Origin of the sequence: Agrobacterium leguminum (assembly GCF_005144435.2) — a bacterium.
Lineage (GTDB): Bacteria > Pseudomonadota > Alphaproteobacteria > Rhizobiales > Rhizobiaceae > Agrobacterium > Agrobacterium leguminum.
In genome coordinates this window covers 1,849,458-1,876,387 of sequence record NZ_CP120212.1, presented here as the reverse complement: position 1 = coordinate 1,876,387, position 26,930 = coordinate 1,849,458, and the positions used below count along the sequence as shown (strand labels likewise).

26 protein-coding genes are annotated in these 26,930 nt (G+C 60.7%); 14 read left to right on the top strand and 12 right to left on the bottom strand.

The genetic code is table 11. The features are described from left to right. Positions 1 to 3: 3 nt before the first annotated feature. The 4 genes from CFBP4996_RS23130 to CFBP4996_RS23115 all read right to left on the bottom strand — a co-directional run bounded on the left by CFBP4996_RS23130 (position 4) and on the right by CFBP4996_RS23115 (position 4,537). Complete coding sequence (locus CFBP4996_RS23130; RefSeq protein ID WP_080853652.1) at positions 4 to 972, bottom strand: ABC transporter permease; 969 nt, start codon at positions 970 to 972, stop codon at positions 4 to 6. A 1-nt stretch (position 973) separates the two neighbouring features. Next, positions 974 to 1,918: an ABC transporter permease gene (locus CFBP4996_RS23125; RefSeq protein ID WP_080853653.1), complete on the bottom strand. Its 945-nt coding sequence runs from the start codon at positions 1,916 to 1,918 to the stop codon at positions 974 to 976. Then, positions 1,915 to 3,408: a sugar ABC transporter ATP-binding protein gene (locus CFBP4996_RS23120; RefSeq protein WP_080853654.1), complete on the bottom strand. Its 1,494-nt coding sequence runs from the start codon at positions 3,406 to 3,408 to the stop codon at positions 1,915 to 1,917. Before CFBP4996_RS23120 ends, CFBP4996_RS23125 begins: the two co-directional genes overlap by 4 nt. 106 nt (positions 3,409 to 3,514) lie before the next feature. Continuing rightward, entirely contained in the window at positions 3,515 to 4,537 is a 1,023-nt protein-coding gene (locus CFBP4996_RS23115; RefSeq protein WP_003522041.1) for a substrate-binding domain-containing protein, read from the bottom strand. Positions 4,538 to 4,841: 304 nt separating this feature from the next. Between CFBP4996_RS23115 and CFBP4996_RS23110 the strand changes: the two genes are divergently transcribed. Next, positions 4,842 to 5,237, top strand: coding sequence for a (R)-mandelonitrile lyase (locus CFBP4996_RS23110; protein ID WP_080853655.1), 396 nt, complete (start codon positions 4,842 to 4,844; stop codon positions 5,235 to 5,237). A gap of 157 nt (positions 5,238 to 5,394) precedes the next feature. Further along, the gene (locus CFBP4996_RS23105) at positions 5,395 to 6,354 is read left to right on the top strand and encodes a LysR family transcriptional regulator (RefSeq protein ID WP_020811089.1); all 960 of its coding nucleotides are present in this window, start codon (positions 5,395 to 5,397) and stop codon (positions 6,352 to 6,354) included. 149 nt (positions 6,355 to 6,503) lie between these two features. On the opposite strand, the gene CFBP4996_RS23100 is transcribed toward CFBP4996_RS23105, so the two are convergent. After that, positions 6,504 to 7,754, bottom strand: coding sequence for a Zn-dependent hydrolase (locus tag CFBP4996_RS23100; RefSeq protein ID WP_080853656.1), 1,251 nt, complete (start codon positions 7,752 to 7,754; stop codon positions 6,504 to 6,506). A gap of 547 nt (positions 7,755 to 8,301) precedes the next feature. Here CFBP4996_RS23100 and CFBP4996_RS23095 point away from each other — a divergent pair. Together CFBP4996_RS23095 and CFBP4996_RS23090 are read left to right on the top strand one after the other, a co-directional pair. After that, complete coding sequence (locus CFBP4996_RS23095; protein ID WP_233283611.1) at positions 8,302 to 9,618, top strand: MFS transporter; 1,317 nt, start codon at positions 8,302 to 8,304, stop codon at positions 9,616 to 9,618. Between the two features lie 61 nt (positions 9,619 to 9,679). Next, a complete protein-coding gene (locus CFBP4996_RS23090; RefSeq protein ID WP_080853657.1) occupies positions 9,680 to 10,318 on the top strand; it encodes an RraA family protein in 639 nt (212 codons plus the stop codon). A gap of 88 nt (positions 10,319 to 10,406) precedes the next feature. Here CFBP4996_RS23090 and CFBP4996_RS23085 read toward each other — a convergent pair whose 3' ends face one another. The 3 genes from CFBP4996_RS23085 to CFBP4996_RS23075 form a co-directional block, all read right to left on the bottom strand. Then, positions 10,407 to 10,811 carry a RidA family protein gene (locus tag CFBP4996_RS23085; protein ID WP_080853658.1) on the bottom strand — a complete coding sequence of 135 codons (405 nt, stop codon included), beginning with the start codon at positions 10,809 to 10,811 and terminating at the stop codon, positions 10,407 to 10,409. Further along, complete coding sequence (gene lhpI / locus CFBP4996_RS23080; protein WP_080853659.1) at positions 10,808 to 11,770, bottom strand: bifunctional Delta(1)-pyrroline-2-carboxylate/Delta(1)-piperideine-2-carboxylate reductase; 963 nt, start codon at positions 11,768 to 11,770, stop codon at positions 10,808 to 10,810. Before lhpI ends, CFBP4996_RS23085 begins: the two co-directional genes overlap by 4 nt. Positions 11,771 to 11,889: 119 nt before the next feature. After that, positions 11,890 to 12,789, bottom strand: a complete 900-nt coding sequence (locus tag CFBP4996_RS23075) for a LysR family transcriptional regulator (RefSeq protein ID WP_080853660.1) — start codon at positions 12,787 to 12,789, stop codon at positions 11,890 to 11,892. 136 nt (positions 12,790 to 12,925) lie between these two features. Here CFBP4996_RS23075 and CFBP4996_RS23070 point away from each other — a divergent pair, with 136 nt between their 5' ends. After that, a complete protein-coding gene (locus CFBP4996_RS23070; protein WP_080853661.1) occupies positions 12,926 to 13,699 on the top strand; it encodes an SDR family oxidoreductase in 774 nt (257 codons plus the stop codon). A gap of 151 nt (positions 13,700 to 13,850) precedes the next feature. Continuing rightward, positions 13,851 to 14,729: a hypothetical protein gene (locus CFBP4996_RS23065; protein ID WP_080853662.1), complete on the top strand. Its 879-nt coding sequence runs from the start codon at positions 13,851 to 13,853 to the stop codon at positions 14,727 to 14,729. 19 nt (positions 14,730 to 14,748) lie between these two features. On the opposite strand, the gene CFBP4996_RS23060 is transcribed toward CFBP4996_RS23065, so the two are convergent. Beyond that, positions 14,749 to 15,783 carry a LacI family DNA-binding transcriptional regulator gene (locus CFBP4996_RS23060; RefSeq protein WP_059761019.1) on the bottom strand — a complete coding sequence of 345 codons (1,035 nt, stop codon included), beginning with the start codon at positions 15,781 to 15,783 and terminating at the stop codon, positions 14,749 to 14,751. 139 nt (positions 15,784 to 15,922) lie between these two features. Between CFBP4996_RS23060 and CFBP4996_RS23055 the strand changes: the two genes are divergently transcribed. The 8 genes from CFBP4996_RS23055 (at position 15,923) to CFBP4996_RS23020 (ending at position 23,442) form a co-directional block, all read left to right on the top strand. Beyond that, the gene (locus CFBP4996_RS23055; RefSeq protein ID WP_080853663.1) at positions 15,923 to 16,957 is read left to right on the top strand and encodes a Gfo/Idh/MocA family protein; all 1,035 of its coding nucleotides are present in this window, start codon (positions 15,923 to 15,925) and stop codon (positions 16,955 to 16,957) included. A 12-nt stretch (positions 16,958 to 16,969) separates the two neighbouring features. Then, positions 16,970 to 17,872, top strand: coding sequence for a sugar phosphate isomerase/epimerase family protein (locus CFBP4996_RS23050; RefSeq protein ID WP_080853664.1), 903 nt, complete (start codon positions 16,970 to 16,972; stop codon positions 17,870 to 17,872). A 62-nt stretch (positions 17,873 to 17,934) separates the two neighbouring features. Continuing rightward, positions 17,935 to 19,167, top strand: a complete 1,233-nt coding sequence (locus tag CFBP4996_RS23045) for an ABC transporter substrate-binding protein (protein ID WP_078053305.1) — start codon at positions 17,935 to 17,937, stop codon at positions 19,165 to 19,167. Positions 19,168 to 19,278: 111 nt separating this feature from the next. Then, positions 19,279 to 20,181 carry a carbohydrate ABC transporter permease gene (locus CFBP4996_RS23040; RefSeq protein ID WP_003522032.1) on the top strand — a complete coding sequence of 301 codons (903 nt, stop codon included), beginning with the start codon at positions 19,279 to 19,281 and terminating at the stop codon, positions 20,179 to 20,181. Next, positions 20,178 to 21,005: a carbohydrate ABC transporter permease gene (locus CFBP4996_RS23035; RefSeq protein WP_065655228.1), complete on the top strand. Its 828-nt coding sequence runs from the start codon at positions 20,178 to 20,180 to the stop codon at positions 21,003 to 21,005. Before CFBP4996_RS23040 ends, CFBP4996_RS23035 begins: the two co-directional genes overlap by 4 nt. Next, positions 21,002 to 22,087: an ABC transporter ATP-binding protein gene (locus CFBP4996_RS23030; protein ID WP_080853665.1), complete on the top strand. Its 1,086-nt coding sequence runs from the start codon at positions 21,002 to 21,004 to the stop codon at positions 22,085 to 22,087. Before CFBP4996_RS23035 ends, CFBP4996_RS23030 begins: the two co-directional genes overlap by 4 nt. A 54-nt stretch (positions 22,088 to 22,141) precedes the next feature. Further along, positions 22,142 to 22,363 (top strand): hypothetical protein, encoded by a 222-nt coding sequence (locus CFBP4996_RS23025; protein ID WP_080853666.1) that lies wholly within the window; start codon positions 22,142 to 22,144, stop codon positions 22,361 to 22,363. Positions 22,364 to 22,455: 92 nt separating this feature from the next. Continuing rightward, positions 22,456 to 23,442, top strand: coding sequence for a LacI family DNA-binding transcriptional regulator (locus CFBP4996_RS23020; RefSeq protein ID WP_080853667.1), 987 nt, complete (start codon positions 22,456 to 22,458; stop codon positions 23,440 to 23,442). 32 nt (positions 23,443 to 23,474) lie between these two features. Here the strand turns inward: CFBP4996_RS23020 and CFBP4996_RS23015 are convergent, their stop codons facing one another. The 3 genes from CFBP4996_RS23015 to CFBP4996_RS23005 are packed head-to-tail and all read right to left on the bottom strand — an operon-like array spanning position 23,475 to position 26,662. Then, positions 23,475 to 25,160, bottom strand: a complete 1,686-nt coding sequence (locus CFBP4996_RS23015; RefSeq protein ID WP_137396296.1) for a metallophosphoesterase family protein — start codon at positions 25,158 to 25,160, stop codon at positions 23,475 to 23,477. Beyond that, entirely contained in the window at positions 25,154 to 25,762 is a 609-nt protein-coding gene (locus tag CFBP4996_RS23010; protein WP_003522018.1) for a dual specificity protein phosphatase family protein, read from the bottom strand. Before CFBP4996_RS23010 ends, CFBP4996_RS23015 begins: the two co-directional genes overlap by 7 nt. Positions 25,763 to 25,822: 60 nt before the next feature. After that, on the bottom strand, positions 25,823 to 26,662 hold the full coding sequence (locus CFBP4996_RS23005) for an inositol monophosphatase family protein (protein WP_080853668.1): 840 nt from the start codon (positions 26,660 to 26,662) through the stop codon (positions 25,823 to 25,825). Between the last annotated feature and the right edge of the window lie 268 nt (positions 26,663 to 26,930).

The window sequence follows — 26,930 nt, the reverse complement described above, 5'->3', positions numbered from 1 at the left end:
CTGTCACACACGCAACTGCTTTTGGCGGCCATAAAGCAGCATCAGCGCTAGCAACGTGACACCGAATATGATCTGCCGTGCCCATACATCGAGGTTGAGCGTTATCAGTACGCTTTGCAGAATGGTGAGCGCAACCGCCCCGGCCATGGTTCCGACATATCCGCCCGCGCCGCCGGCAAGCGAGGTGCCGCCGATGACGACCGCGATGATCGACGGAAGCACATATTGGTCGCCGACGGAGATGAAGGAGGTGCCGGTGTAACCGATCACGCACACCCCGGTCAGCCCGGCAAACAGGCCGGAAAGCCCGTAAAGCAGCGTGCGGATCAGGGAAACCGGCAATCCGGTGAGCGTCGCCGCCCGCTCGTTCGAGCCGATGGCGTAGATGGCGAAACCGAAGGCCGTGCGGCGCAGCACGAACAGCATGATTGCGGCAATGCCCAGCCAGACGAAAAGCACACCGGGAATGCCGAAAATGAGCGGCCGGTTGATGAAACCTGCCAGCAAGGGGGCCGCAGCACCGGAGGGAACACCCTGCGAATAAACGACCAGCCCGCCCTGGATTACCGCCGTCATGCCAAGCGTCATGACCAACGGCGGAATGCGCACGAAGGTAATGCCGAGGCCATTGATCAGGCCGATCAGGAAGGGAATGCCGCCGGCAACCAGAATGGCGAGCGGAATGCCGACATTCTGGCCGTTCATCATATTGCCGGCAAGGACGGCGCCGAGCGAGATCATCGCGCCGACGGAAAGGTCGATGCCTTCGCGCCCGCCGAGAATGACGAGGTTCTGCCCCGCCGCGACGATGCCGAGAATGGCGGCAATCGTCAACAGCCGCACGATCTGCGAACCCTGCGCAAAGCCGGGCGACAACAACTCGCCGACCAGCAGCAGGAAGACCGATGCACCAATGGCGATGGTCAGGGGATCGGTGACGATGGATTTGATTTGCAAGCCGGGATTGGTCATATCAACGCCTCGTCACCAGAACACCGCCGGCCAGCGCCGTCAGCACGATCAAACCCTGCACCAGTGTCTGGTACTCGAAGGGCAGGCCCGCAAAGAAAATCACATTGCCGATCATGCCCAGCACCAGCGCGCCGGCAATCGACCCTGTCGAGCTGCCGAAACCGCCGGAAAGCGCCGTGCCGCCCAGAACCACGGCCGAGATGGAAGACAGCGCCAGACTTGCACCGAGCAGAGGGTCGCCGGAAGCGGTCTCACCGGTGAGGCAGAGCGCCGCCAGCGCCGAAAACAGGCCGGAGATCATATATGCGCCGATGCGGATGCCGGAAAGGCGCAGACCCGTCTGGAAGGCGCCGGTGCGATTGCCGCCGACGGCAAGCAGATGCGTGTGGAAAGGAATGCGCGACACGATGAGGGTAAAGGCGATGCCCCCAATCAGCACCCACAGCACGAAGGGCAAGCCGATGAAGCTGCCGGAATAGGTCTGCCAATAGGCTTCCGGCACTGGAAGACCGGCCTGCGGCAGAACCCAGATCGCCAGCCCGGCGAAGATGATGCCGGTTGCGAAGGTGGTGACGATCGGCTGGAAACGCAGGCCGGAGATGAAGAGGCCATTGACCAGTCCGCAGAGCAGCCCAACAGCCGCACCCGCCGCCATGCCGGCGAAGACGGCGCCTGTCGTGCCGCCGAGTGCTGCGATGACACTGACGGTGACGACATTGGTGAGCGCCACGATGCTGCCGACCGACAGATCGATATCTCCCGCCAGAATGACATAGGTCTGGCCGATGGCCACCAGGATCAGTGGCAGAAACGTCGTCAGGTTCGATTGCAGCACGGAGGGCTGAACGAAGGAGGGCTGCAGAAACGTGTTCACGGCGATGAGAAGCGCCAGTACGACGAGGGTGATGACCCATGGCTGCCTGCGCAGAAAACCGGAGGCGCTCATGCGGCATCTCCATAGGCGGCGCGGGTCATGTTTACGGATGTCATGTCGGCTCCGGTCAGTTCCGCAGAAATGCGTCCACCGTTGAACACAAGAATGCGGTCGGCATATTCGAGGATTTCCGCATCCTCCGAGGAATAAAGAAGGATGGTCGCACCGGCATCGGCCTGCTGCCGCATCAGGGCGAAGAGATCGGCCTTCGCGCCAAGATCGATGCCCTTGGTCGGATCGTCGAGCAGCAGCAGTTTCGGTGCGGTGGCGAGCCAGCGGGAGATGAAGATTTTCTGCTGGTTGCCGCCCGAAAGCGTGCCTATCGGCATATCCAGGCCGGCGAACTTCGTCTTCATGTCATCCGCGACCTTCTGCACGCGCGGCTTCAGCGTCGCGGGACGGACCAGCCGCATCTTTTCGCGCACCATCAGCGCCGCAACGAGATTTTCGAAGATCGACCGACCCTGAAGGGAAGCATCACGGCCACGGTCGCCAGAGACATAGGCAAAACCACTATGAACCGCCTGCGACGGCTTGCCGATGGTGATTTCACGACCCTCAAACCGGATTTGGCCGGCAGCAAATGGGCTGGCACCGAAAAGACCCTTCAGCAAGGCCGACTGGCCCTGACCCTGCAGGCCGGCCAGACCGACGATTTCGCCCGGATACGCTTCCAGAGTGACACCGCGAACGCCCTCACCCGCCACATCCGCCAGCTTCAGGCTCGGCGCAGCAGCCGAACGCCCTTTCTGACGGGCAGGAGCGGCCCGAACATCGCCGACCATGTCATGCACGACGGCCTCACGGGTGGTGGCTGCCGTATCGAGTTCGGAAATCGTCACGCCGTTGCGCATGACGGTGATGCGGTCGCATACGGCGAAAACCTCGTCGAGACGATGGGAAATCATGATGGTGGAGACACCTTCGGCCTTCTTGGCCCGGAGAATCTCGAAAAAGCGCTGGGACTGGCGGCCGTCGAGCGCCGCTGTCGCCTCGTCCATGATCATCAGGCTGGCATTCTGGGCAAAGACCTTGAGGATTTCGACGAGCTGGCGCTGATCGGGCGGCAAATTGCCGACAATCGCATCCGGCTCCAGCCCTTCGCCAGCCACGCCGTCAAACAGCGCGATCAGTCTCGCCGCTTCGGCCTTCAGCGCCTTGCCGTCGACAAAGATGCCACGTTTCGGCTCTCGGCCGAGGAAAATATTGTCGGCGACGGAAAGCTGCGGAACGAGGCTGAGTTCCTGATAAAACAGCGCAATACCGGCATTTTCGGCGTCCCGCGGGCTTTTGAAGCGCACGTCTTCGCCATTGAACCTGATCGTGCCGCTGGTCGGCGCAACCGCGCCCGCAACGATCTTGCAGAGCGTGCTCTTGCCGCAGCCATTGGCGCCCAGAAGCGCGTGAATTTCACCGCGACCAACCGTCAGCCTGCCGTCGGAAAGCGCGCGCACCGCGCCAAAATTCTTCGTTATGCCGGCCGCTTCCAAAGCGTTCGCCATCGCATGTCCCCGAATAATGCTTGTCACAGGCGGCCGACCAAGGCCCGGTCCGCACTCGAAATTCTGATTCGGGCCGGCGCTTTTCGCCGCCGACCCGAAACGGCTCTTACTTGAAGAACTCGCCGGCCTGTTCCGGCGTCACGGTCGCCGTGACGGACCAGTAGCCCGGCTTGCCATCGGCAGCCTTGATGTTGTCGGCAAGGTTGTCGTTGCTGACGAAGGGGATCGGAATATAGATGGCGTTACCATAGGTGCCGCCGAAAATGCCGTCCTTGAATTCCTTGCCCTGCAGCTTCAGGACAGCGACGTTGAGCGCGCTGGCCATGACGCCGGGAGGATTGACCGAAGCGCCGGAATTGAACTTTTCCTTTTCCCAGCGGGTCATGAAGTCCTTGCGGATTTCACCGGTCGCGGCAATGTCCTTGGTCTTGCCGGCGGCTTCGATGGCGCGCCATGCGCCGTCCGCCATGCCGTCCTGCACCCAGACACCGCTGATATCGGGATAGGTGGCGAGCAGGTTCTGCATGGCCTGCTGGCCCTGCGCCTGATCCCAGCTCGCATTGGCTTCGTTCAGCACCTTGATGTCAGGGTATTTCTTGAACACTTCCCGATAACCGGCGACGCGGGCTTCGTTTGCCGGGTTGCCGGCAATGCCGTTGATGGCGACGACGCTTCCCTTGCCCTTCAGCGCATCCGCAAGCCATTGCGCGGATTGCGCCGCCCATGCCTTCTGGTCGATGCCGACATAGAGCGCATCCTTCGAGGACACTTCGGCGTCGGTTGCGATGACGAGAATATTGCGCGCCTTGGCCTGCGCGAAGATCGGATCGAAGGCCGTCGGGCTGCCGGGATTGATGAGGATCGCATCAACGCCCTGGTTCATGAAATTGCGGATATGGCCGATCTGCCCCTGCACATCAACATTGCCGCTCTGAACGACAACCTCAACCTTGACGCCCTTTTCGCCCCACGCTTTCGCGGCAGCCTGAGCCTCTTCGATCATCTGCGTGCGCCATTCGCTGCCGACGAAAGAATTGGAAAGACCGATCTTGAAGCTCTGCTCCTGGGCATGCGCCGACGTGCCCGCCGCCAGCACCATCGCGGCAGCAGCCATCAAATGTCTAAACATGAAATTTGCTCCTCCAAGCACGGTTTTTAACAAATGAAACCGTTTACATCGGCGAATGTAACCGTTTTCATAAATGAGTCAATCCCGAGAATGATTTTTATCGAAGCGCGTGGAACGGCGGCGGATGAGCTGTTCCGACCTGCGGAAAAGGCTTGAAAAAACGAGACATGGGCCGGAACCGGCGCGGCACGGAGCTTCGGAAAACGTCCTTGGCCGGCAGATCATATCGGTTTTCATTTCACTGTGGACAATGGGAGGATTCCCGCTTCAAATCGCCTCGAGTCAGCCATCAGGAGAACGACCAATGGAAATATTGCGCGCAGGAACACGGGCATCGGCGAAAGGCCCCGAGGCATGGTTCACGGGGCAGGTCCGCATCGATCCCCTCTTCAACCCCTTTGATGCCGAGCGGGTTCAGGGCGCTCAGGTCACCTTCGAACCCGGCGCCCGCACCGCCTGGCACACCCATCCCCTCGGCCAGACCCTGATTGTGGTTTCCGGCTTTGGCCGGGCGCAGCGCGAAGGCGGCCCGGTGGAGGAAATCCGCCCCGGCGATACCGTCTGGTTCGCACCGGGCGAAAGGCACTGGCACGGGGCAGCACCCGATGTCGCCATGACCCATATTGCACTTCAGGAGGTCAAGGACGGCAAGGTGGTGGACTGGATGGAACAGGTGACGGATGACCAATATGGCGGCTGACGCGGCCGCGCCGACGTGGCGGGCCGCTTTCCGCAGGCCCGCCGGAGAATAAAATCGCGTCCCCGGTCAAAAGCGCCACTCTTTGCAGCCGGTGGACGTTTTTCGCCGGAAAAAATAGCTATAAGATGCAACCGCAATTCATTCGAGGAACGCATCGTTGTCACGTTATGCCCCCCGCATCCAGCATCTGAACTGGAACCTGCTGCGGACCTTTCTGGTCATTGTCGAGGAAGGCAGCATCACGCGGGCGGCCAACCGGCTTTTCGTGCGCCAGCCCTCGGTAACCGCCGCGCTGCAAAAGCTGGAGGAAACGCTGGGGTGCCAGTTGATCCAGCGCGACAGCCGCCGTTTCGTGCTGACGGTTCAGGGCGAAATGCTTCGTCAGGAATGTGCTGAAATTTTCCTGCGGGTCGAGCGCATCGGCGAAAAACTCTCGACCGAGGCGGACGATTTGACGGGTCAGGTGCGTGTCCTCATCGTCACCAATCTCGTGCTGCCGCAGCTCGATCAGGCGCTGCGCCAGTTGCGGCGGCGTCATCCATCCGTCACCATCCGTATCGATGTCGCCAATACGCAGGATATCGTTCGCGCCATCGGCCAGAAACAGGCCCCATTCGGCATTTGCCTGCTGCCGAAACCGCTTGCCGGAATGGACTGCAAATTCCTGCTCAGGGAAACATTCGGCATTTATTGCGGTGCTTCCCATCCCTTTTACGGTCGTGGCGACATCACCATGGAGGAATTGCGGCAGGAAGCCTTCGTGGCCTTCACCTGCAGCCAGGAAGGCGGCGCGCTGGAACCGATGATCGCCCTTCGCGACGGCGTGGGGCTCGGCAAATGGACGGTCGGCTCCAGCCCGCATATGGAAGAAGTCCGGCGAATGATCATCGCCGGCATCGGCGTGGGCATTCTGCCGCTGGATGCGGCGCGCGGCTTTGAGGAAGACGAGCTTTGGCAGATCCCGCTGCTTCAGGATTCGCTCGGAGCCGACGCCTATTTTCTTCGCAACCCCGATATGGACCTCGGCGGCGCCGAGCGGGCATTCCTGACTATTTTCGAAAACGAGCTTTTCGATGCGCAGGCGGCGGCGGCCCTTGTGGAAACGGGGAGCGAATAGGAAAACGGCGAAAAGCGATCCCGCTTTTCACCGTTCCATTTAAAGCATTTTCCAGCCAAAGCGGACCCCGGCGCTGCCGGCCGGGAATACGCTAAAACAGAGTGCTGGAGCCTTTTCGCGCTTCGCAGAAAAGCGAAAGCGCACCAGCATCAGTCCGCGCGGTTCGCGCGCTCCAGAACGGCCTGAACCAGCACGTTAACACCGGGCTCGATGTCGGCAATCGTGACGTTTTCCGCCTCGTTATGGGAAAGACCGCCCTCGCACGGCGTGAAGATCATCGCCGTCGGCAGATATTCGGCGACATGCATGGCGTCATGCCCGGCCTCGGTAAGGAGGTCCATTGAGGAATAGCCGAAAGCATCGGTGGCATTGCGGATGAGTTCGATGCAGCCGGCGTCGAAATGCATGCCACCATAGGCCCAGCCTTCCTTGACGACGATCTTGCAGCGCGAGCGCTCTTCCAGCTCGGGAAGTCTCGCCTTGAAGGCCTCGAACATGGTGCTGACAACGGCATCGTCGGGGTGGCGCATGTCGCAGGTCATTTCCACGAAATTCGGCAGCGCACCGAGGAGATTGGGTTCCGCCCTGATGCGCATCGTCGTGGACTTGCCGCCGGTCTCGTGATTGGCCCAGCCGATCTCATTGATCGCCAGCGTCACCTCAGCGGCACCCACCAGCGCATTCTTGCGCGCCGGCATCGGCGTCGGGCCGACATGGCCGGTCTCGCCGTGCACTTCCACCACGAAACCGCGCACGCCGAAAGCGCCGGTAACGATGCCGAGTTGCTTGGCCGCTGCCTCCAATCGTGGCCCCTGTTCGATATGCAGTTCGAACAGACTGTCGAAAGCCTCCGCCGAAATCGCGTCTTTACCCTTGAAGCCGATGCGCTCCAGCTCGCCGCCAAGCGTAAAGCCATCGCGATCCCTGCGGGAATAGGCGAATTCCGCCGCCTTGGCGCCGGTGAAAACCGCCGAGCCGATCATCGGCGGCTCGAAACGCGCGCCCTCCTCATTGGTCCAGTTCACAAGGGTGATCGGCCGGCGTGTGGCAATCGCATGGTCGTTCAGCGTGCGCACGAGTTCCAGCCCGGCCAGCACACCAAGAATACCGTCGAAGCGGCCGCCATGAACCTGCGTGTCGAGATGGCTGCCGACCAGCACGGGCTTCGCATCCGCATCGGTTCCTGCCCGTTCGGCGAAGATATTGCCGACGGCGTCGATCCTGACCGTCAGGCCCGCCTCCTCGCACCAGTGAATGAACTGGTGCCGCATCGCCGCATCCTCGTCGGAAAGCGCCAGCCGCTTCAGGCCGCCCTTTTCGGTCGCGCCGATTTCGGCGGAACGCATCAGCGTCGCCCAAAGGCGTGACATGTCCGGCCGGATATTGCTCAATCTCTTCATTTCGGTCCCCTGTTATGGTCTCGCGGCAGCAATGCCCCGGCGTAGCCGGCAGCCCGCAGACGACCTCTTTTCACTCCGTGGAATGGCAAAGGGGATAAGACCAAACCGGAAAATTCAAAAATAGATAGATTCGATACTTAGAATAAGAGTGGCGGTCTTTGCGGCCGAAAAAGAAATTTCAGCCGGTCAAAACACAGGCAGGGACTGCGCAGCCGAGCGGCAAAGAAAAACAGCGCCTACGATATTTCCCTGATTTTATTATCTATTTCAAAATTCATAGACGGCGCCGCGATGCCCGAAAATGCCCAGGATTTGGTCTATAGCGCGGCCCTATGGAAGAAATCTGCATTATCTATTTGTCGGGAGCCTCCCGCTTTCCCATCATTGCGCAAAACAGGGGAACATCGCAGCATATCGGACTGACGGAGAGAACCGAAAACGGTTGCTCCGCCGGAAATGGCTATCGTCATCTCATGCCTTCGGCGTGAGGCCGCTCCGCTTCGTCGTTTCCCCGTTTTCCTTCACAGCAACATAAAGGGGAATGTTCATGCAAGGGGAAACCGCACTCGTGGGCTCCGTCGAGAAACAGCCGGTTGGCGTTCGGCGGATCGCCGTCGCAAGCGTCATCGGCACCACCGTCGAATGGTACGATCTTTTCGTCTTCGCCACCGCTTCGGCGCTGGTCTTCAACAAGGTCTTCTTTCCGAGTTTCGATGCACTCGTCGGCACGCTTCTGGCCTTCGGCACCTTCGCCTCGGCCTATCTCGCCCGCATCGTCGGGGCAGCGCTTTTCGGCCATTTCGGTGACAGGATCGGCCGCAAGTCGATGCTGCTCGTCTCGCTGGTCATGATGGGTGTCGCGACCTTCGCCATCGGCCTTCTGCCGAATTACGAACAGATCGGCGTCTGGGCGCCCATCCTGCTTCTGGCGCTGCGCGTCGTGCAGGGTCTCGCGCTCGGCGGCGAATGGGGCGGTGCGGTGCTGATGGCGGTGGAACATGCGCCGCAGAATCGACGCGGCCTTTATGGCTCCTGGGTGCAGATCGGCGTTCCGGCCGGCACATTGATCGCCAACCTCGCTTTCCTTGCCATCGGTTTCACCATGGCGCCCGAGGACCTGATTTCCTGGGGCTGGCGCATTCCGTTCCTCGTCAGCATTCTTCTGGTCGCCGTCGGCGCCTATGTTCGGCTCAACACCGCCGAAACGCCGTCCTTCGCCAAGGTGAAGACGGAAGAGGCGACCGTGCGCGTGCCCTTTTTCGAGCTGCTTTCCAAATCCTGGAAAACGGTCCTTCTCGGCGGCATCGCCACCATGTCCACCGGATCGTCCTTCAACCTCATCGTCGCCTTCGGCCTGAGCTATGGCACGCAGGCGCTCAACATCTCCCGCAACGAGATGCTGGTGATCGTACTGATTTCCTGCATGGCGTGTATTTTCCTTTTGCCGCTCTTCGGCCTGCTTTCCGACAAGGTCGGCCGCCGGCCGGTCATTCTCGGCGGCATTCTGGCCGAAGCGCTCGTCGCTTTCCCGATGTTCTGGCTGATGGATACCGCCACCTTTGCCGGCGCACTTGCGGGCTACCTGCTGATGATGACGGCCTTTGCCGCCAATTACGGCCCGATCGCTACCTTCCTCGCCGAACTTTTCGGCACCAAAGTCCGCTATTCCGGCCTGTCCATCGCCTATATGCTCTCGGGGGTTCTGGGCAGCGCGCTTACACCCGTCATCACCACATGGCTGCTTTCCGCCACCGGCAGCGGCGCATCCGTCGCCTGGTACATGATCGGCTCCGCCCTGCTCTCGGCCGTCGCCCTGCTGGCGCTGACCGAAACCGTGAAACGCGATCTGGCCAAGACCAACTGATCCATATTGCCATATCACAGACGCCGGCCCCCGCGCCGGCGTCTTTCTTTTGGAGACACCCATGGAAAGTCCCGACACAATCAACGAGGCGCTCGAACTGCTCCGGAGCGTCGAGACAGCAACAATCGGCCATTTCAGATCGGATGGATTCATGGATCCGGCGATGCAATGCGTGATCGACGGCGTTCGCATCGCCGGTCGCGCATTGACCGTCAGCCTGCCGGGAGACGACGGGACGGCGCTTCCGCATGCCCTTTCCCGCGCCATGCCCGGCGATATCCTCGTCATCGAGCGACTGAGCGACGACCGGCACGCCTGCTGGGGTGCGGTCATGACCGCTGCAGCGCTCGCGCGCGGTGTTACCGCCATCATTCTCGATGGTTATGTCACCGATATCGGCTCGATCCGCAGCGCCGGCCTGCCGGTCTGGTGCCGGGGACGCTCGCCCGTCACCACCAAGCTCAGAGGCCGGGGGAATGTCGCAGGGCCGGTCGTCTGCGGCGGGGTCAGGGTTCAGAACGGCGATATCGTGCTGGCCGATGAAAACGGCGTCAGCATCCTGACACCCGGGGAAGCACTGGCAATAGCACGGCAGGCTCTCGCCATTCAGGAAAAGGAGCCCGGCATCGTTGCAAGGCTCGAAAAGGGGGAAGATATCGTAGCGGTTTATGGACTTTCACCGCTGGAGCAGTCCACGTAAAACCGGCCCGCAATCTTGCGCCCCAAGAAATGCATGTGGGCGCGTCAGCCGATCCGGCCGACGCGCCCTTTTTCATGCCCGCCTGCCCTCAGAGGACAGCAAGGCACTCGATTTCGATATCGAAGGGCAAGGACCAGGGTTTGATGGTTGCCGAGGTGCGCGCCGGAAAACCGGCTGCGAAATATTCGCGGTATATGTCGTTCACTGTTCCCATCAATGCTGCATCGGTGACATACACGGTGGTCTTGATCACATCTTCGAAGGTGGCGCCCGCTGTGGCCAGTGTCACCCGCAGGGCTTCCAGCGAGGCCCGTGTCTGGGCGGCGATATCGCCCCTGACGATGTCGCCCGTCTCAAGATCGACAGGCGGCATGCCGCAGGTAGCGACGATGTTGCCGGAGCGGACGAGCGCCGAGGTCGGCGCGCCCAGCCGGCGGATCGCCTCTGAAACCACCGGCACTTCAAGGATTTCGCGTTTAGCCATGTCTGTCATCCTTTTCCGTTCAGCGTCGCAGCTTCATAAACCAGGGTGGCCGCCGCAAGATCAGCGAGCGCGGTTCCGACAGCCTTATAGAGCGTGATCTCATCATCGCTACTGCGCGCAAACCGGTTTGCCCTGCAAAGTCCGGCAAGTGTGGATCTGACGCTCTCCTCAGAAAACAGGCCCGCTTCGATCGGTTGAACGAGATCGCCCGCTTCGTGCAGCGCTTCCTCCGTATCGATAAAGACCGAGGCACGGCTTATGGCCTCGTCATCCGCCTCGCGCATGCCGGGCGTGAAGCCGCTGATGAGATCGACATGCGTGCCGGGGCGCAGCCACGCGCCCCGGATGAGCGGCGTGGTGGCGAGCGTCGCGGCGCTGACGATATCGGCCTCGGCAACCGCCCTCTCCAGATCATCGACCACCGTGGCCGCAAGCCCCGACGCTTCGATGGTTTGCGCCAACCGCTCGGCATTGCCACGATCGATATCCCAGACGGCCACCTGCTCGAGCGGCCTGATGGCCCGGTACGCGTCGGGAATGAGGCTCGCGACACGGCCGGCGCCCAGCACCAGAAGCCGGCTGGCATCCTTGCGCGCAAGATAGTCCGCTGCAAGCGCCGACGCCGCAACAGTCCGGCGGCCGGTGATGACATTACCGTCCAGCGTGGCCAGCTGAATGCCGGTCTGCGCATCGTAAAGCATATAGGTCGAGGTCAATCCCGGCAGGTTTCTGCCGGCGTTTCCGGGAAAGACGGTGACGATCTTGATCCCCAGATAACGTGTGGACCGTCGTGCGCCGTGCCAGGCGGGCATCAATAGCAGTGTCGCGGCGGCTTCATTTGGCACATCTATCGTGTGGTGGTGCCGCACAGGCATCTCGCAGCCTTCCGCAAAGGCGGCGGCAAGGGCCTTGATAAGCCCGTCAAACGGCAAAAGCCCGGCTGTTTCCTGTGAATTGATCGTGAGCATATGCGCCTCCCTTCAGATTTCTGGCGGAGGTCAAAATGGCGCAAGCGGCTGCACTTTATAACGCCGAATCTCGCTATGATAAAAATAGGCTGGAGCATCGCCACAGCAGGCATGTTGGGCTACAGAAGCCGTCGCCGCAGCAGGGCCTCCAGCCATTCCGCAAAGACCTGCAGCCGCCGCGACAGATGCTGTCGATGGGGATAAAGCAACGTCATCGGCATTGGCTCGGCCCGATGGGCCGACATGACCTCGATGAGTTCGCCGCTCTCCAGATGCGGCCTCACATCGTAAGCCGGTATCTGGATCAAGCCGAGACCGGCAAGACAACAGACAATATAGGCCTCGGCATTGTTGACGGTGACGCGGCCGCGCATGGAAAGCGAATGCATCGTCTCACCTTCGATCCATTCCCAGTTTTCCACCCGCCCGCTGGAGGGCGACGCGTAATTGACCGCCCAGTGGCGGGAAAGATCGTGGGGCGTTTTCGGCGTTCCGTAGCGCGCCAGATAGGAGGGGCTTGCGACATTGATCAGCGGCAGCTTGCCTATCGGCCGCGCGATCAGGCCGGAATCGCTGAGCGGTCCGACGCGCAGCACGCAATCGATATTGTCTTCCACCAGATCGACGGCGCGGTCGGTAACGCCGAGGCCTATGTCGATCTGCGGATAAAGGTCGAGAAATTCCGGCAGCGCCGGTGCGATGACCAGCCGCCCGATCCGGCCCGGCACGTCGATCCGCAACCGGCCCGAAGGCTGCGCCGCCGTCTGCCGGAAGAGATTTTCCGCATCTTCGACATCGGCGATCAGCCGCTGGCAGCGCTCGTAAAAGGCCGAACCATCCTCGGTTGGCGAGACCTTGCGCGTCGTGCGGTTCAGCAACCGCGCACCGACACGCCCTTCCAGTTCCTGCACCGCCGCCGAAACCGAAGAGCGCGGTATGCCTAGCGTATCGGCGGCCCGCGTGAAACTCGCGCAGTCAACGACGCGTGTGAAGATGCGGAACAGGTCGATACGGTCCAACCGGAAACACCCTATTGTGCGGTTTTTCTGACAAGTCATGTCAGAGTAAGCGCCTTTATCACGCAAAGCTAGACGATATCCTGCTGCAACGAAAGCGGCCGCCAGTTGGCCGAGCACGGCAAAAGGAGGCCGACCCATGACAGACCATTCCCTCAAGGGCAAAACCGTCATCATCGCCGGCGGCGCGAAAAATCTCGGTGGATTGATTGCCCGCGATTTTGCCGGCCAGGGCGCCCGCGCCATCGCCATCCATTACAACAGCGCTGCAACCAGGGCCGATGCCGAGGCAACGGTGGCCGCCGTGAAAGCGGCCGGCGCTGAGGCCGTCGCCCTTCAGGCCGATCTCACCACGGCAGGCGCGGTTGAAAAGCTGCTTGCCGATACCGTCGCCGCCATCGGCCGCCCGGATATCGCCATCAACACCGTCGGCAAGGTGCTGAAAAAGCCGATCCTCGACACGTCGGAAGCCGAATATGACGAAATGACTGCCGTTAACGCCAAGTCGGCCTTCTTTTTCCTCCAGCAGGCCGGTCGCCACGTCAGCGATAACGGCAAGATCTGCACCCTCGTGACATCGCTCCTGGGCGCTTTCACACCCTTCTACGCCAGCTATGCCGGCACCAAGGCCCCGGTGGAACATTTTACCCGCGCGGCGGCCAAGGAGTTTGGCGAACGCGGCATATCCGTGACGGCAATCGGCCCCGGACCGATGGACACGCCATTCTTCTACGGTCAGGAAACGCCGGAGGCGCAGGCCTATCACAAGAGCGCCGCCGCTCTTTCCGGCTTCTCGAAAACCGGTCTCACCGATATCGAGGACATCGTTCCCTATATCCGCTTCCTCGTCACGGATGGCTGGTGGATGACCGGCCAGACCATTCTGGTCAATGGCGGTTACACCACGAAATAGTCGCTGCCGGATGACACAGCGGCTCAGGCCGGCGGCTCGTTCCGGGTCGCAAAACCGCGATGCCAAAAATATCGAACGCCATATGGCCTGAATTATATATGCCGGTGTAAAACCCCCTCATCCTGTTGATGGAAACCTTGGGGGGTATCGGATGAATTCCGGGCGTCGTGGCGTTCTCGCATTTCTGGGCGGTCTTGTGCTGGCAAGGCCGTCTCTCGGCGCAGCATCGGGCAAGCCTGTGGCCTTTGCCGAATCCCGTTCCGAATACAAACCCCGGCATATCCTCTGCTTTCTTGGCGCGGAAAATGGGCTAGCGGCGCTGCAGAAGAGCGCCCGCGCCGCCATTGATGATTTTGCGCCCGATTTCAGTCTCGACGAGGATTATTCACAGGATGAGGCGGACGACCGAATGGAACGCTCGTTCAATGTCTGCTGGGATCGCGTCGACCCCGATGCCTACCAGCCGGAGGATGAGGAAGCCGTCGCCGCGCACGGCTCGGTTCTTTATGTGCTCGGCCCGTCCATGGATGCCGAAACAGCCGTGAAGACATCCGCAAAGGCCCTCGGATTCGTACAGCACATGCTCGATCACGGCGCTGTCGCCGTGAAGGGTGAAAGTGCGGGCGTCGCCCATGGCGCAAGGCGCTGGAAGCAGCTTTACGAGCAGTCGCGCGGCGAAGCGGCCGCCGATGACGGGATGGCGCTTGCCAGAACCTGCCGCCTGGCTTTCGCACGCCGCCCCATAGGAGACGATGCCGAAGGCATGACGAGCGTCGGGTTTCACCTGATCGGCTTGCCCGATGTGCAGGTGCGCTTCACCAAAAAAGACGGGGATCAACCGTCCACCAACGCCGAACAGCTGAAGATAGCCGCCTTGATAGACGATACCGCCGAGCAAATGGCGCGTGAAGGCGTTGAAGCCACCCTGAAGGACCGTGGCGCCTCCCTCTCCGACGACGAACGGTATGAGGAAGACGAATATAAATTCAATCCTTTCGGCGTCGTGAGCGTTGACGGCTTCAAGCTTTGACGTTCCCGCGCAGCGCCGGCTATGGGGCGGGGGCCGGGTCGCTCTCGCCGGCCACCAGAAGCATGGGCCATACGCAATGGCGGGCCTGATCGGGGTAAAAGGGCGCGTAGGCCGGCATGGTCGATAACAGCGTCTGGGCCACCGTGACGCCGAGATCATGCAGGGACATGCGGAAACTGGTCAGCCGCGGTTCCAGAAACTGGCCGCGCGGGCCATCGCGGAAGCCGATGACGGCGAGATCGCGCCCCGGTTTCAGGCCCACTTCCGCAAGCCGGCGATAAAGACCGACCGCCATCAGTTCATAGATCAGCACGATCGCCGTTGGCCGGGGCCGCATCTGCAGCCATTCGCTGGCGGCGTGATAACCGCCCTGCTCGCTCGATTTCGCGCGGATGACCAAAGAGGAATCGTAGGCGATGCCATTGTCTTCCAGCGCGCGCCTGTATCCTTCCAGAAAAACATAACCGAGATTGATATCGCTGTCGGGCACCGCCACAGCAATCGAGCGATGCCCGGCAGCGGCAAGGCGGTCGACCGCATTTTTCGCGACGCCCTCGAAATCGAGATCGATCCAGGCGTGAGTGTCGCTGGAAGCGGTCCGTCCGAGCGCCACGAAAGGCAGCCGGGTCTGCTTCAGGAAATCCACACGTTTGTCTATCCGCCGCGTCGCGGAAATGATCATCGCATCCACCATGCGGCGCGCCACCATGCGCTTCAGATATTCATCCGGATCCTCTTCCCCCGGACAAGGCAGAACGATGAGATCGAGATTATGCCCGGAGAACACGCTTTGCAGACCGTCCGTCACACCGAGGAAGAAGTTGTCGGAGTTCTCCACGGTCTGCGCGTCGCTGCCGGTCATCAGGCCGATAACATTGGTGGTTCCCTGCCTGAGGCTACGACCGGACTGGTTGGCGACATAACCAAGCTTTTCCGCCGCTTCGAGAACACGCCGCCGCGTTTCTTCGTTCACATCCGGCTTGCCGTTCAGGGCACGGGAAACAGTGCCTATCGATATCTCCAGATAATCGGCAAGCTGGCGAATTCCTTTCATGCACTCCCCTCCCAGGCCCGGCGCGCAATCGACGCGCCCCTTAACGGTCTTGACATATCTAACATCATCGGCATAGTCTCGTAAACGTTTACGACGCTCTGCGCAAAGAGGAGTTTGCGAAAGAGTCCGGGGAGATGAGATGACTTTCAATGCCGTTTTATGCGGGTGCGGAGCCATGGCCAAAGGCTGGCTGCGCGCCATTCAATCCACGCCGGAAATCGCCGGCGCGATCAGGATCGCCGGTCTGGTCGACCTGAACGAGAACACGGCCCGCGCGCTTGCCGAAGAATTCGCCCTTACCGACGCGGTCATCGGCACGGATCTGCGCGAGGTTCTCGCCAAAACGAAAGCCGACATCCTTTTTGATATCGTCATCCCGCAGGCGCGCTTCGCCGTGGTTGAGGCCGGTCTTGAGGCCGGGTGCCATGTGCTCAGCGAAAAGCCGCTTGCCGCCTCGATGGAGGAAGCCGCCACGCTGGTAGAACTGGCGAAAAAAGCCGGTAAAATTCATGCCGTGGTGCAAAACCGGCGGTTTGTGGCGGGTATCCGGCGGCTGCGCCGCGCGCTGGAAGACGGCGTCATCGGCGATTTGACGGCCATCCATTGCGATTTCTTCCTTGGGCCGCATTTCGGCGGCTTCCGCGAGGAGATGAAGAACGTCCTGCTTCTCGACATGGCGATCCATACCTTCGATGCGGCCCGTTTCGTCGCCAATGAAAAACCCCTCTCCGTCTTCTGCGTGGAAAAGAACCCGGCCGGCTCATGGTATGCCCATGGCGCAAGCGCCAACGCCATTTTCGAGTTTTCGAATGATGTCGTCTTCACCTATCGCGGTTCATGGTGCGCCGAAGGCGAGCGGACTAGCTGGGAAGCGCGCTGGCGGCTTATCGGCTCCAAGGGCATGATCCTCTGGGACGGGGAAGACAATTTCTCCGCCTCCGTGGCCGGCGACGAACAGGGGCTGCTGCGGGGCTTTAGGACCGTAAACGTTTCCGAAGCCGTTTCCGAGAAGGACACGCGCGGCCATGCCAGTGTTATTCTCTCGTTCCTTCAATCCATCCGCACGGGTGAGATGCCGGAAACGGCCTCCTTCGACAACATCAACAGCCTTGCCATGGTGATCGGCGCGATTGAAAGCGCCCGCCTCGGCCAGCGTGTTTCCATTGCAGCATAAGGACTGAAAGACGTGAGCAATCCGGCAACATCCATTCGCATCGGCACCATGGTCAGCGCCACCAAGGGACAGGCGGCCGAACGCATCGGCCAGATCGCCGATCTCGGCTTTGAAAGCTTCGAGCCGTTCTTCTGGCAGACCACCAACGGTCAGGACCTTGCCGAACTCGGCAAGCGCTGCCGCGAGGCTATCGGTGAGCGCGACATCACCATCAGCACGCTCGGCATGTTCGGCAATCCGTTGGAGGAGACCGACATCGACCTTGAGACATTGCAGGGCTGGAAAGACTGCATCGACAATGCCCACCATTTCGGCGCGACCTGCGTTGCGGGTTTCACCGGCCGGCTACGCGGCAGGCCGCTGCCGGAAAGCCTGCCCCGATACAGGCAAATCTGGAGCGAGCTTGCAAAACGCGCCGCCGACAAGGGCGTGAAGATCGCTTTTGAAAACTGCGCCATGGACGGCAACTGGCAGACCGGCGACTGGAACATCGCGCATAACCCCGACGCCTGGGAACTGATGTTCAACGAAACGCCGGATGAGCATATCGGCATCGAATGGGAACCCTGCCATCAGATGGTCTATCTGATCGACCCGCTGCCGCAGATTCGCAAATGGGCGGACAAGATTTTCCACGTGCATGGCAAGGACGCGACCATCCGCTGGGATGTCATTCGTGAGCACGGCATTTTTGGCAAGGAGAAGTTCGTCTTCATGCGCACGCCGGGCTTCGGCGACAGCAACTGGACGGACATTATTTCCGAACTGCGCCTTGCCGGCTGGTCCGGCTCCATCGACATCGAAGGCTGGCATGACCCCGTCTATCGCGATGCGCTGGAAATGACGGGCCAGGTGCATGGCCTCAATTATCTGAAGAAATGCCGAGGCGGCGATTTCGTCGTCGATCCGACATAACGGAAACCTTTTGGGAGAAGGTTTTCGAAAATTGCAGAGACGATAACCAAGAGGAGGAGATTATGGGTATCGCGAAATGCATGATGGCCGGCGCGTTTCTGCTGGCGGGCGTGTCCGCCGGCGCTATTGCGGCGCAGGCGGAAGATGTGACGTTGACCCTCTGGTCGCTGGATCGCGATATCCAGCCCGCGCCGAACCTTATCAAAGAGTTCAACGCGCTCAATAACGGCATCAAGATCGAATACCGGCAATTGCAGTTCGATGATGTGGTAAGCGAATCCATGCGCGCCTATTCCACCGGCAATGCGCCCGACATCATCGCCATAGACAACCCCAACCACGCCATGTTCGCCGCACGCGGCGCCTTTCTCGATGTGACCGACATGATCGCCAAGTCGGATGTCATCAAGACGGAGAATTATTTTCCGGGACCTCTGAAATCGGTGATGTGGGACGGCAAATATTTCGGCGTGCCGAAGGCCACGAACACGATTGCGCTTTATTACAACAAGGACCTGTTCAAGGCCGCAGGGCTGGACGCAGCAAAACCGCCGCAAACCTGGGACGAGCTGGTGGAAGCGGCCCGCAAGCTGACCGACCCCTCTAAGAACATCTACGGCATCAGCTTCAGCGCCAAGGCGAATGAAGAAGGCACCTTCCAGTTCCTGCCCTGGGCGCAGATGGCAGGCGCGACCTACAAGAACATCAATACCGAGGGTGCGGTCAAAGCGCTCGAAACGTGGAAGCTGATGCTGGATGAAAAGCTGGCATCGCCGGATACGCTGACGCGCAGCCAATGGGACTCCACCGCCACCTTCAACGCCGGCAACGCCGCCATGGTCATTTCCGGCCCATGGGAAATCGACCGCATGCTGAAGGACGCCAAGTTCGACTGGGGTGTCGCTTTGCTGCCGGTGCCCACACCCGACGCCCCCCGGTCTTCGGCCATGGGTGACTATAACTGGGCGATCTTTTCCAAGACGAAACATCCGGAAGAGGCCTTCAAGGCAATCGAGTTCTTCGCCTCTAAGGACAAGGACATGTTCAAGAACTTCGGCCAGTTGCCGGCGCGCTCGGATATTCCCGTTCCGCCGACCGGCAATGCGTTGAAGGATGAGGCGCTGAAGACCTTCGTGGAACAGCTGAAATATGCGCAGCCGCGCGGCCCCTCGCCCGAATGGCCGAAGATTTCCAAGGCGATTCAGGATGCCATTCAGGGCGCCCTGTCGGGACAGATGACGCCGAAAGCCGCGCTCGACCAGGCCGCTGAAAAGATAAAGCTGGTCGAAGGCTGATCCGGGCGGGCGGCCGGGTTTCTCCGGCCTCCACCCAAGGAGTTCCTCCCGGTGGGGCTGCCTGTCGCGACAAGCGGCGGCGGCCCCGACTGGAGCTTGCGAGGATGTTTCATGAAAAAACTGTTTTCCAGCGTCAGTGACGGTCGCGGTTTCGATATCGTCCTTGTCGCCTTTCCTTTGGGCTTCCTGTTCGTCATGGCGGGGTTGCCGCTCATCTACAACATCGTCATGAGTTTTCAGGAAGTCGACATGTTCAGCCTGGGCACCTTCGTGCGCCCCTTCGTCGGCTTCAAGAACTACGTCGACCTGTTCCGGCAGCCGGAAACATTGCCGATCCTTTTCAACACCGTCACCTTTGTCGTGGCCTCGATTGCCGGGCAATTCGCTATCGGCTTCGGTCTGGCGCTGTTCTTCTGGGTCAATTTTCCCGGGGCCACCTGGCTGCGCGGCCTTTTTCTCGTGTCCTGGGTCATGCCCGGCCTCGTGGTGGGCGCAATCTGGAACTGGATCCTGTCCGGCGATTTCGGCGTGTTGAATTTCTTCCTGCGGGAAAGCGGCCTGATATCGGGCAATATCTTCTGGCGCTCCGATGCGAATTTTTCGCTCTGGGCCGTTGTCATCGCCAATATCTGGCTCGGCACCTCCTTCAACATGATCCTGCTTTCCGTCGGCCTCGCCTCCATTCCCGGCGATCTCTACGAAGCCGCGGAGCTGGACGGCGCCAATGCCTGGCAGCGCTTCTACACCATCACCCTGCCGATGATGCGCTCCACCATCGGTGCGATCGTCTCGCTCGGGCTGATCTTTACGCTGCAGCAGTTCGATCTTTTCGCCGCCATTACCGATGGCGGACCGAATAACAGCTCCAACGTGGCGCAATATTGGGCCTGGGACCTGTCCTTCCGGCAATATGATTTCGGCAAGGGCGCTACGATCTCCGTCATCATGATCGTTTTCGTCATGCTGGCCTCCATCGTTTATGTGCGCTCCACACGGCATGAGGTGCGCGGATGAGTATCACGACCCGCAACCGGCTGATGCTGGCCATCGCCATCGTGCTCGCCATCATCTACCTCTTCCCGCTTTACTGGATGTATCTGACCTCGCTCAAAAGCGGCTCGGAAATGTTCGCCAATCCGCCCGCCTTCTGGCCCACGGACCCGCAATGGCAGACCTATGCCTATGTCTGGAACAGCCGCAACATGGGCCGATACCTGTGGAATTCGGTGCTGATCGCTTCGAGCGCAGTGCTGCTGATCACCATTCTCGGCGTCGGCTGCGCCTATGTGCTGGCGCGCTATCGCAATGTCTGGGTGGATATCGGCCTGTTCCTCATTCTCATGCTGCAGGTTCTGCCGGCATCGCTGATGATCACGCCGATCTTCGTCGGCTTCTCGCAATTCGGGCTTCTCGATTATCCGCGCCTGTCGGTCATCCTCGCCATTGCGGCGAAAAGCATGCCCTTCTTCGTGGTGCTTGTGCGCGCCACTTTCATGGCCGTGCCGCAGGAACTGGAAGAGGCGGCGCTGGTGGACGGTAATTCCCGGGTCGGCGCCTTCTTCAACATCGTGTTGCCGCTTGCCAGAAACGGCATTCTCGTCAGCGCCATCCTCATCTTCATGCAGGCCTTCGGTGAATTCGTCTATTCGAAATCGATGATCCAGGCGGCCGAATTGCAGCCGGCGAGCGTCGGCCTCAATTCCTTCATGGGCCCCAACACCAGCGAATGGAACAACATCATGGCCTATGCGACCATGTATGTGACACCCATTCTCGCCCTCTTCATTCTCTTGCAGCGCCGCATCGTATCCGGCCTGACATCGGGAGCGCTCAAATGACCCTTCAGATCGAACTTTCCGGCGTCAACAAATATTACGGCGCCTTTCATGCGCTGAAGAACATCAACCTTTCCATCGAGAAGGGCACTTTCGTCGCGCTTGTCGGCCCGTCGGGCTGCGGCAAATCCACCCTTCTGCGCTCGCTCGCCGGGCTGGAGACCATATCGGCCGGCGACATGCGCATTGCCGGCACGCTCATGAACGGCGTGCCGCCGCGCAAGCGCGATGTGGCCATGGTGTTCCAGTCCTATGCGCTCTACCCGCATATGACCGTGGAGGAAAATCTCACCTATTCGCTGCGTATGCGCGGCGTGGCGAAGGCCGAGGCCCGCAAGGCGGCGGAAGAAGTCGCCGCCACAACAGGTCTTTCAAAGCTGATGAAGCGTTATCCGCGCGAACTCTCCGGCGGCCAGCGCCAGCGCGTGGCCATGAGCCGTGCGATCATCCGCAATCCGCAGGCCTTTCTGTTCGATGAGCCGCTTTCCAATCTCGATGCGGCGCTACGCGTCCACATGCGCAAAGAAATCCGCGCGCTGCACGATCGCCTGCATGCCACTTCGGTCTATGTCACCCACGACCAGATCGAAGCGATGACCATGGCCGATCACGTCGTCGTCATGCGCGATGGCCTGATTGAGCAGCAGGGCACGCCGCTGGAACTATACGACCGCCCGGTCAATCGTTTCGTTGCGGGCTTCATCGGCTCGCCGGCCATGAATTTCATTCCGGCGACCGTCAGCCCGGATGGCGCATCCCTTCAGCTCGTGTTCGGCGAAGGCGAACCGCAGCAATCGATCGGGAATCCGGCCTCCCTGCCGCCCGGCAAAGATGTGATCGTCGGCATCAGGCCGGAACATATCCGGCCGGCCGCAGCAGCCGGAGCGACATTGGCGCTGCCGGTTTCCGCTGTGGAAACGACCGGTTCGGCCACCTTCCTCACCACGGGAACCTCCACCGAGCTGGTCATCGCGGTGCAGGGACGCAGCGCAGTCAAAGCCGGTGAAACGATCGGCCTCGACATCGACCCGTCCGACATGCATTTGTTCGATGCGGAAACAGGCATCGGCCTCCTGACCCGCTGAGCGGCGGTTTTGCCGGCTGTTTCCTCCGCCGGCAAACACGAAGCGTGGAGTCGAATGACCATAAACGGGAAAACAGTATTCCTTATCGGCGCAGCCATCCTCGCCGGTCTTGTCATCGTCCAACTCAAGGATGTCCACATCGCCATCGGGGAACGCGCCATGGGAGGTTATGACGGTTCGAGCAACCCGGAAGCGGCCTCCCGCGCCGAGCGGGAGGCAAAGGAGGCCGCCGCGCGTGCCGAGGCGGCGGCAGGCGCGCTGGAACCGCAAAACTGACCGCGACCACAGCACCCGAAATATTTCGATTGGAATAGTCGCTGCAATCTGACCTGTGCTATCAGACATGTGGATTCGCAACGGGGGATTGAATGGCGAAAGGGTTCGTAACGGCCGAAGAAGTAGCAAAAAAGGCGGGTGTCTCACGCTCCGCCGTTTCACGCACCTTCACTCCCGGCGGCAGCGTATCCAAGGCCGTCCGACGCAGGGTGTTGAAAGCTGCACAGGAACTTGGCTATCGCATCAACCGTTTGGCGCAGGGCCTCAATAACGACCGCTCCAACCTCGTTGGTGTTGTCGGAGCAAATCTCAGTTCTCCCTTCATTTCGAAACAGCTCGATTTCCTCAGCATCGGTCTCTTGCGCCGTGGCCTGCAATGCCTGTTGCTGAATGCGGCAGATGCGCGCAAGGACATCGCACCACTCATCGAGCGTCTCTTCGAATTCCGCGCGCAGGCCATCATCGTTCTTTCCGGTGAACCTCCGGCCTCTATTATCGACGAATGCATCGCCAACGGCGTGCGCCTCATCCTCATCAACCAGCATCTGGACCGCACCGATACGAATATGGTGCTGAGCGACGATTCTCACGGCGCCAACCTGGCCGCCATGCGGCTTCTGGCTGCCAGGTGCGGAAAGGTTGCGGTTGTCTCCAGCGGCAGCCAGACGCCCGCGCAGTTGCGCCGCGTCAACGCTTTCACCGAGCGCATGACCATGGAGGGTATCCAGGTAGTTCCATGGTGCGGCGGCCCCACCAGCTATGACAGTGGCTATCAGGCCGGCCGTGAATTGCTCGCGGACAAGTCCATCGACGGCGCTTTCTGTGTGACCGATCTGCTGGCTCTCGGTTTCATGGACGCCGCCCGGCTGGAAATGGGCCGCCGGGTGCCGGAAGATATCTCGATTGTCGGTTTCGACGATATTCCGCAGGCCGGCTGGAAAAGCTACCAGCTGACGACCGTTGCCCAGTCTTTCGACGCGCTGACCGAGAAGGTTTTGACCGCGCTCGACAGCGATGAGCCGGAAACCCGGCTTCAGGTCGTGCCCGTTTCCATGGTCGAGCGCATCACCGCCCGCTAGACCAAATGTCCTTCCGGGCAAAAATCTTCAGATCAAACCGCAACCCGTTTACGCTGCGGTACAAGCCCAAGCTCCAGATCGCGCGGGCTGCTTTCGGCACGCTCGAGAAACAGGCCGAGGGCTCCGAAGAAGATTTTGAGAAAGCTTTCGACCGAACCATCGTGACGATCCGGCTCTCGGCCGAAGCGCTCCGCCAGCGTTCGATAAAGGGAAAGCCGTTGCGGCGCGATGTGCGGCAGTGCCAGGCCTGCGCCCTGGCGCAGGCAATACCAGTCGGCAATCAGCTCGAATATCGGCAGGTCCAAGGACAGGACAGCAGCATCAGACGAAGATTGGCCTTCCCCTCCAAGCAGGCCGAGAACCTCCCGAACGCTTTTGCCGGCGATTGCCGTGACGACCTCGGCCGGCCATTCCTTGGGGAAATAACGGTGCCTGATCAGCGCCCGCTTGTGGCCCAACAGAAATTCACCGTAATTGCCGGCGGCAAAAGCCCGGTCGTTCGCCTCGCCCGCCAGTGCGGTTTCCTGTGCATAACCCTCGCAAATGCGGCCATTGACCGGCAGCGCGGCCATCTCCACCGTCTCGACAAGGATTTCCTGCCGCGACGGGTGGACGACCTTGAAGGCGGGCGGAAAGGCGACGAGCGACGGCACGGCGATATTGGTGAGCGAGTTTTCGCCTTCCCCGCGCCGGGTCACGCCTTCCACGTGCAGGTGCCCGCTGAAATGGACGGCAAGCCCGGCCTGTAACAGCGCATCCTCCACCGCCTTGCGCGGCGTGCGGCGCACGACATTGGTTTCACCGAACAGGGCACCTTCCGCACCGCTTGCGCCATCGAAAGGATCGAGCGCCGGATAGTGGGAAAAGCCGAGCAATGTCTTGCCGTGCAGCTCCGCCCTGCGGCGCACATCAGCGATCCAGTCGATGAGGAAGGGCTTGCAGCGCAAAAGCGCATTCCAGCCACCGGAGGTGCTGTCGATAAAAGCCGCCTCCTCGCCCGCTTCGAACTCACCATCGAGCGGCTCGAAAATATTGGCGTCGATCATCAGCAGCCACAGGCCCGGCTCCGGCTCGACCAGATAGGAGGCATCCATCAGGCGGTAGACATTGCGCCCATCGGGTGAGCGCACCGCGTACAGCCGATCCTCAGGCGCATCGGAAACACCGAAGGGTGTTTCCCAATGCAGATAATCCGGCTGGCGGAAATAACCGAAAGCCGCCATCGGGCCAAGACCTGCAGGATAACCTTCGCAATACATCCCGTCGCTCACGACGACGCGCTCACCGGCCCGCCGGGCATCGCTTGAAACGGAAAGGCATTTGCCGTTTTCCGTCAGAAACTCCTTGGTATGGTGCCGGCCGCACGGGCCGAAAATATCGTGGTTTCCGGGCAATGCGTAGAAGGCCGTGCCGTGGGCGTCGCTGTGGCGTTGCAGGATGTTCTTCAACGTTTCAGTCGTCACCCGCTGGCCATCATCGGTATAGTCACCAAGCAGCACCACATGGCGAATGCCGCGCTGCCGCACCTCTTCCAGCGCCGCATGCAATGCATCGGCGCTTTCGTTGAAAACCCGGGTGGATTCACGCGTATCCGACCAACTGCGCATGGTGATGCGCCGGCCATCGATTTCGATGCCGGGAAATCCGAAATCGGCTGCCGTGTCATGGAAATGCGCGTCGGCAATGACGGCAACGGAGGGAAGCGTGCGTGTCAGCATGGTTGAGCGGTCTTTCTGCCCTCGACCATGTCGATCCAGTCGGAAGCACGGCGGGCGGCGGCGTAAAGCATCGGTTTCGGCGTCTCGAACCATTCGTCAGGCCGCAATTCCCGTTTCGTGCGGATCACGGCCAGCGCATCGTCGAGGGTCGGATAGAGATCCGGCTGCTGCTTGTGCAGGAAAAGCGCCACCAGTGAGACGGAACGGCTGCGGCCGCTGCGGCAATTGACGAGCACATTGCCGCCATCGGCAAAGGGATAGGTTTCCCGCTTCGGCATGGTCTGGCGAAGCGCGCCGTCGAGAATGTAATAGGCGCCCAGCATCATGGTGTCGGGGCTGCCCTCGCCATCGATAAGACCGAGCTTGTAATAACGGATATCGCCATAACCCACGGCGCGCCTGTCGCCCTCTTCCGCCACCGCCTGCACGAGATTGATATCCAGATTGACGGCGCAATTGACGACGGTGGTGATGCCATGCCGGCGCAGGAGCCCGAGATCGCTCGCACCATCGCTGCCGCCAATGTAAAGCGCGGCATTGTGCGGGCCAAGCCCTTCCGCAATCAGGCTGATTGCGGGCCGGGCATAAACGGGTCCATCCATTTCATTCCTCCACATGCACGAAGCACGAGGCCCCCTCAGCGAAAGGGCCTCCGCCATAAATCACGCCGATACCGCCCGAGGACGATCCGACAGCTGCCGCGCGGCGAGCGCTATATTCGATGCCTGGCTGACGCCTTTGGCAACACCGGCGGCTGCGGCAAGTACCGGCCCGCCCTCCCGGAGACTGCCGATCTCCAGAAAAGGACACACATCGCCGCCAGCTTCGCTGACGAGTAGCAGCCCCGCAAGACAATCCCATGAATTCATGTGCAATTCGAGATAGCCATCGGAACGGCCATCAGCCACATAGGCAAGCGCCAGCGCGCCGGAGCCGGCGCGGCGGACATTGGCGCCCATATCGAGCAGTTTCCTGACGACATCGAGATAGGTCGCATTCGCGATACGGGTGGACCACCCCATCTCGATCGAAGCCGCATCGAAGCGCTCCGTTTCCGCAGTCCTGATCGGTTGCCCGTTGCGCGTCGCTCCCTCGCCGCGACGGGCGAAATAAAGCTCGCCAAGGGCGGGACTATAGATCGCCCCGATTTCGGTCTGGCCGTTTTCGACATAGGCGATGGAGATGCAGAAATGCGGAATACCACGGGCAAAATTGGCGGTACCGTCGATGGGATCCACGACCCAGACGCGCTCACCGATCTCGCCGCCGCCCTCTTCCCCGAAAAAACTGTCTTCCGGGAAAGCGGCCATGATCGCGCCGCGAATATGCGCTTCGGAGGCAGCATCCGTCACCGTCAGAAAATCCTGCGGCCCCTTCATCGAAAAGCTGCGCGTCGCCTCGCCCTGAAAACCTTTCAGCACCAGCTCCCCGGCGGAAAGAATAACGCTGCGGCACAATTCGGCACGCGCCGCCAATGTATCGGGATAGTGGATCGAATCCATGCGCAAGAACCATTTCTCAAAGTTTGAACACGCGTTCATATTGCACGCGCGTTCAAACTTTTCAAGGGGCGTTGAAACGGAGCTGATGAACATTGGAAGCGGGCGGACCGATCATGCCAATTCGATGGATTCGCCGCAACACGTGGCATGAAGCAAAGGGCTTCCTCCCCGATCAGGAATATCCCCGCAGGAAACATTTAATACTGAAAACATTGGAATGTTGCGAAGCGAAGCGCCTGCATCTTGCGGTTGATGTAGTTGTCTGTCG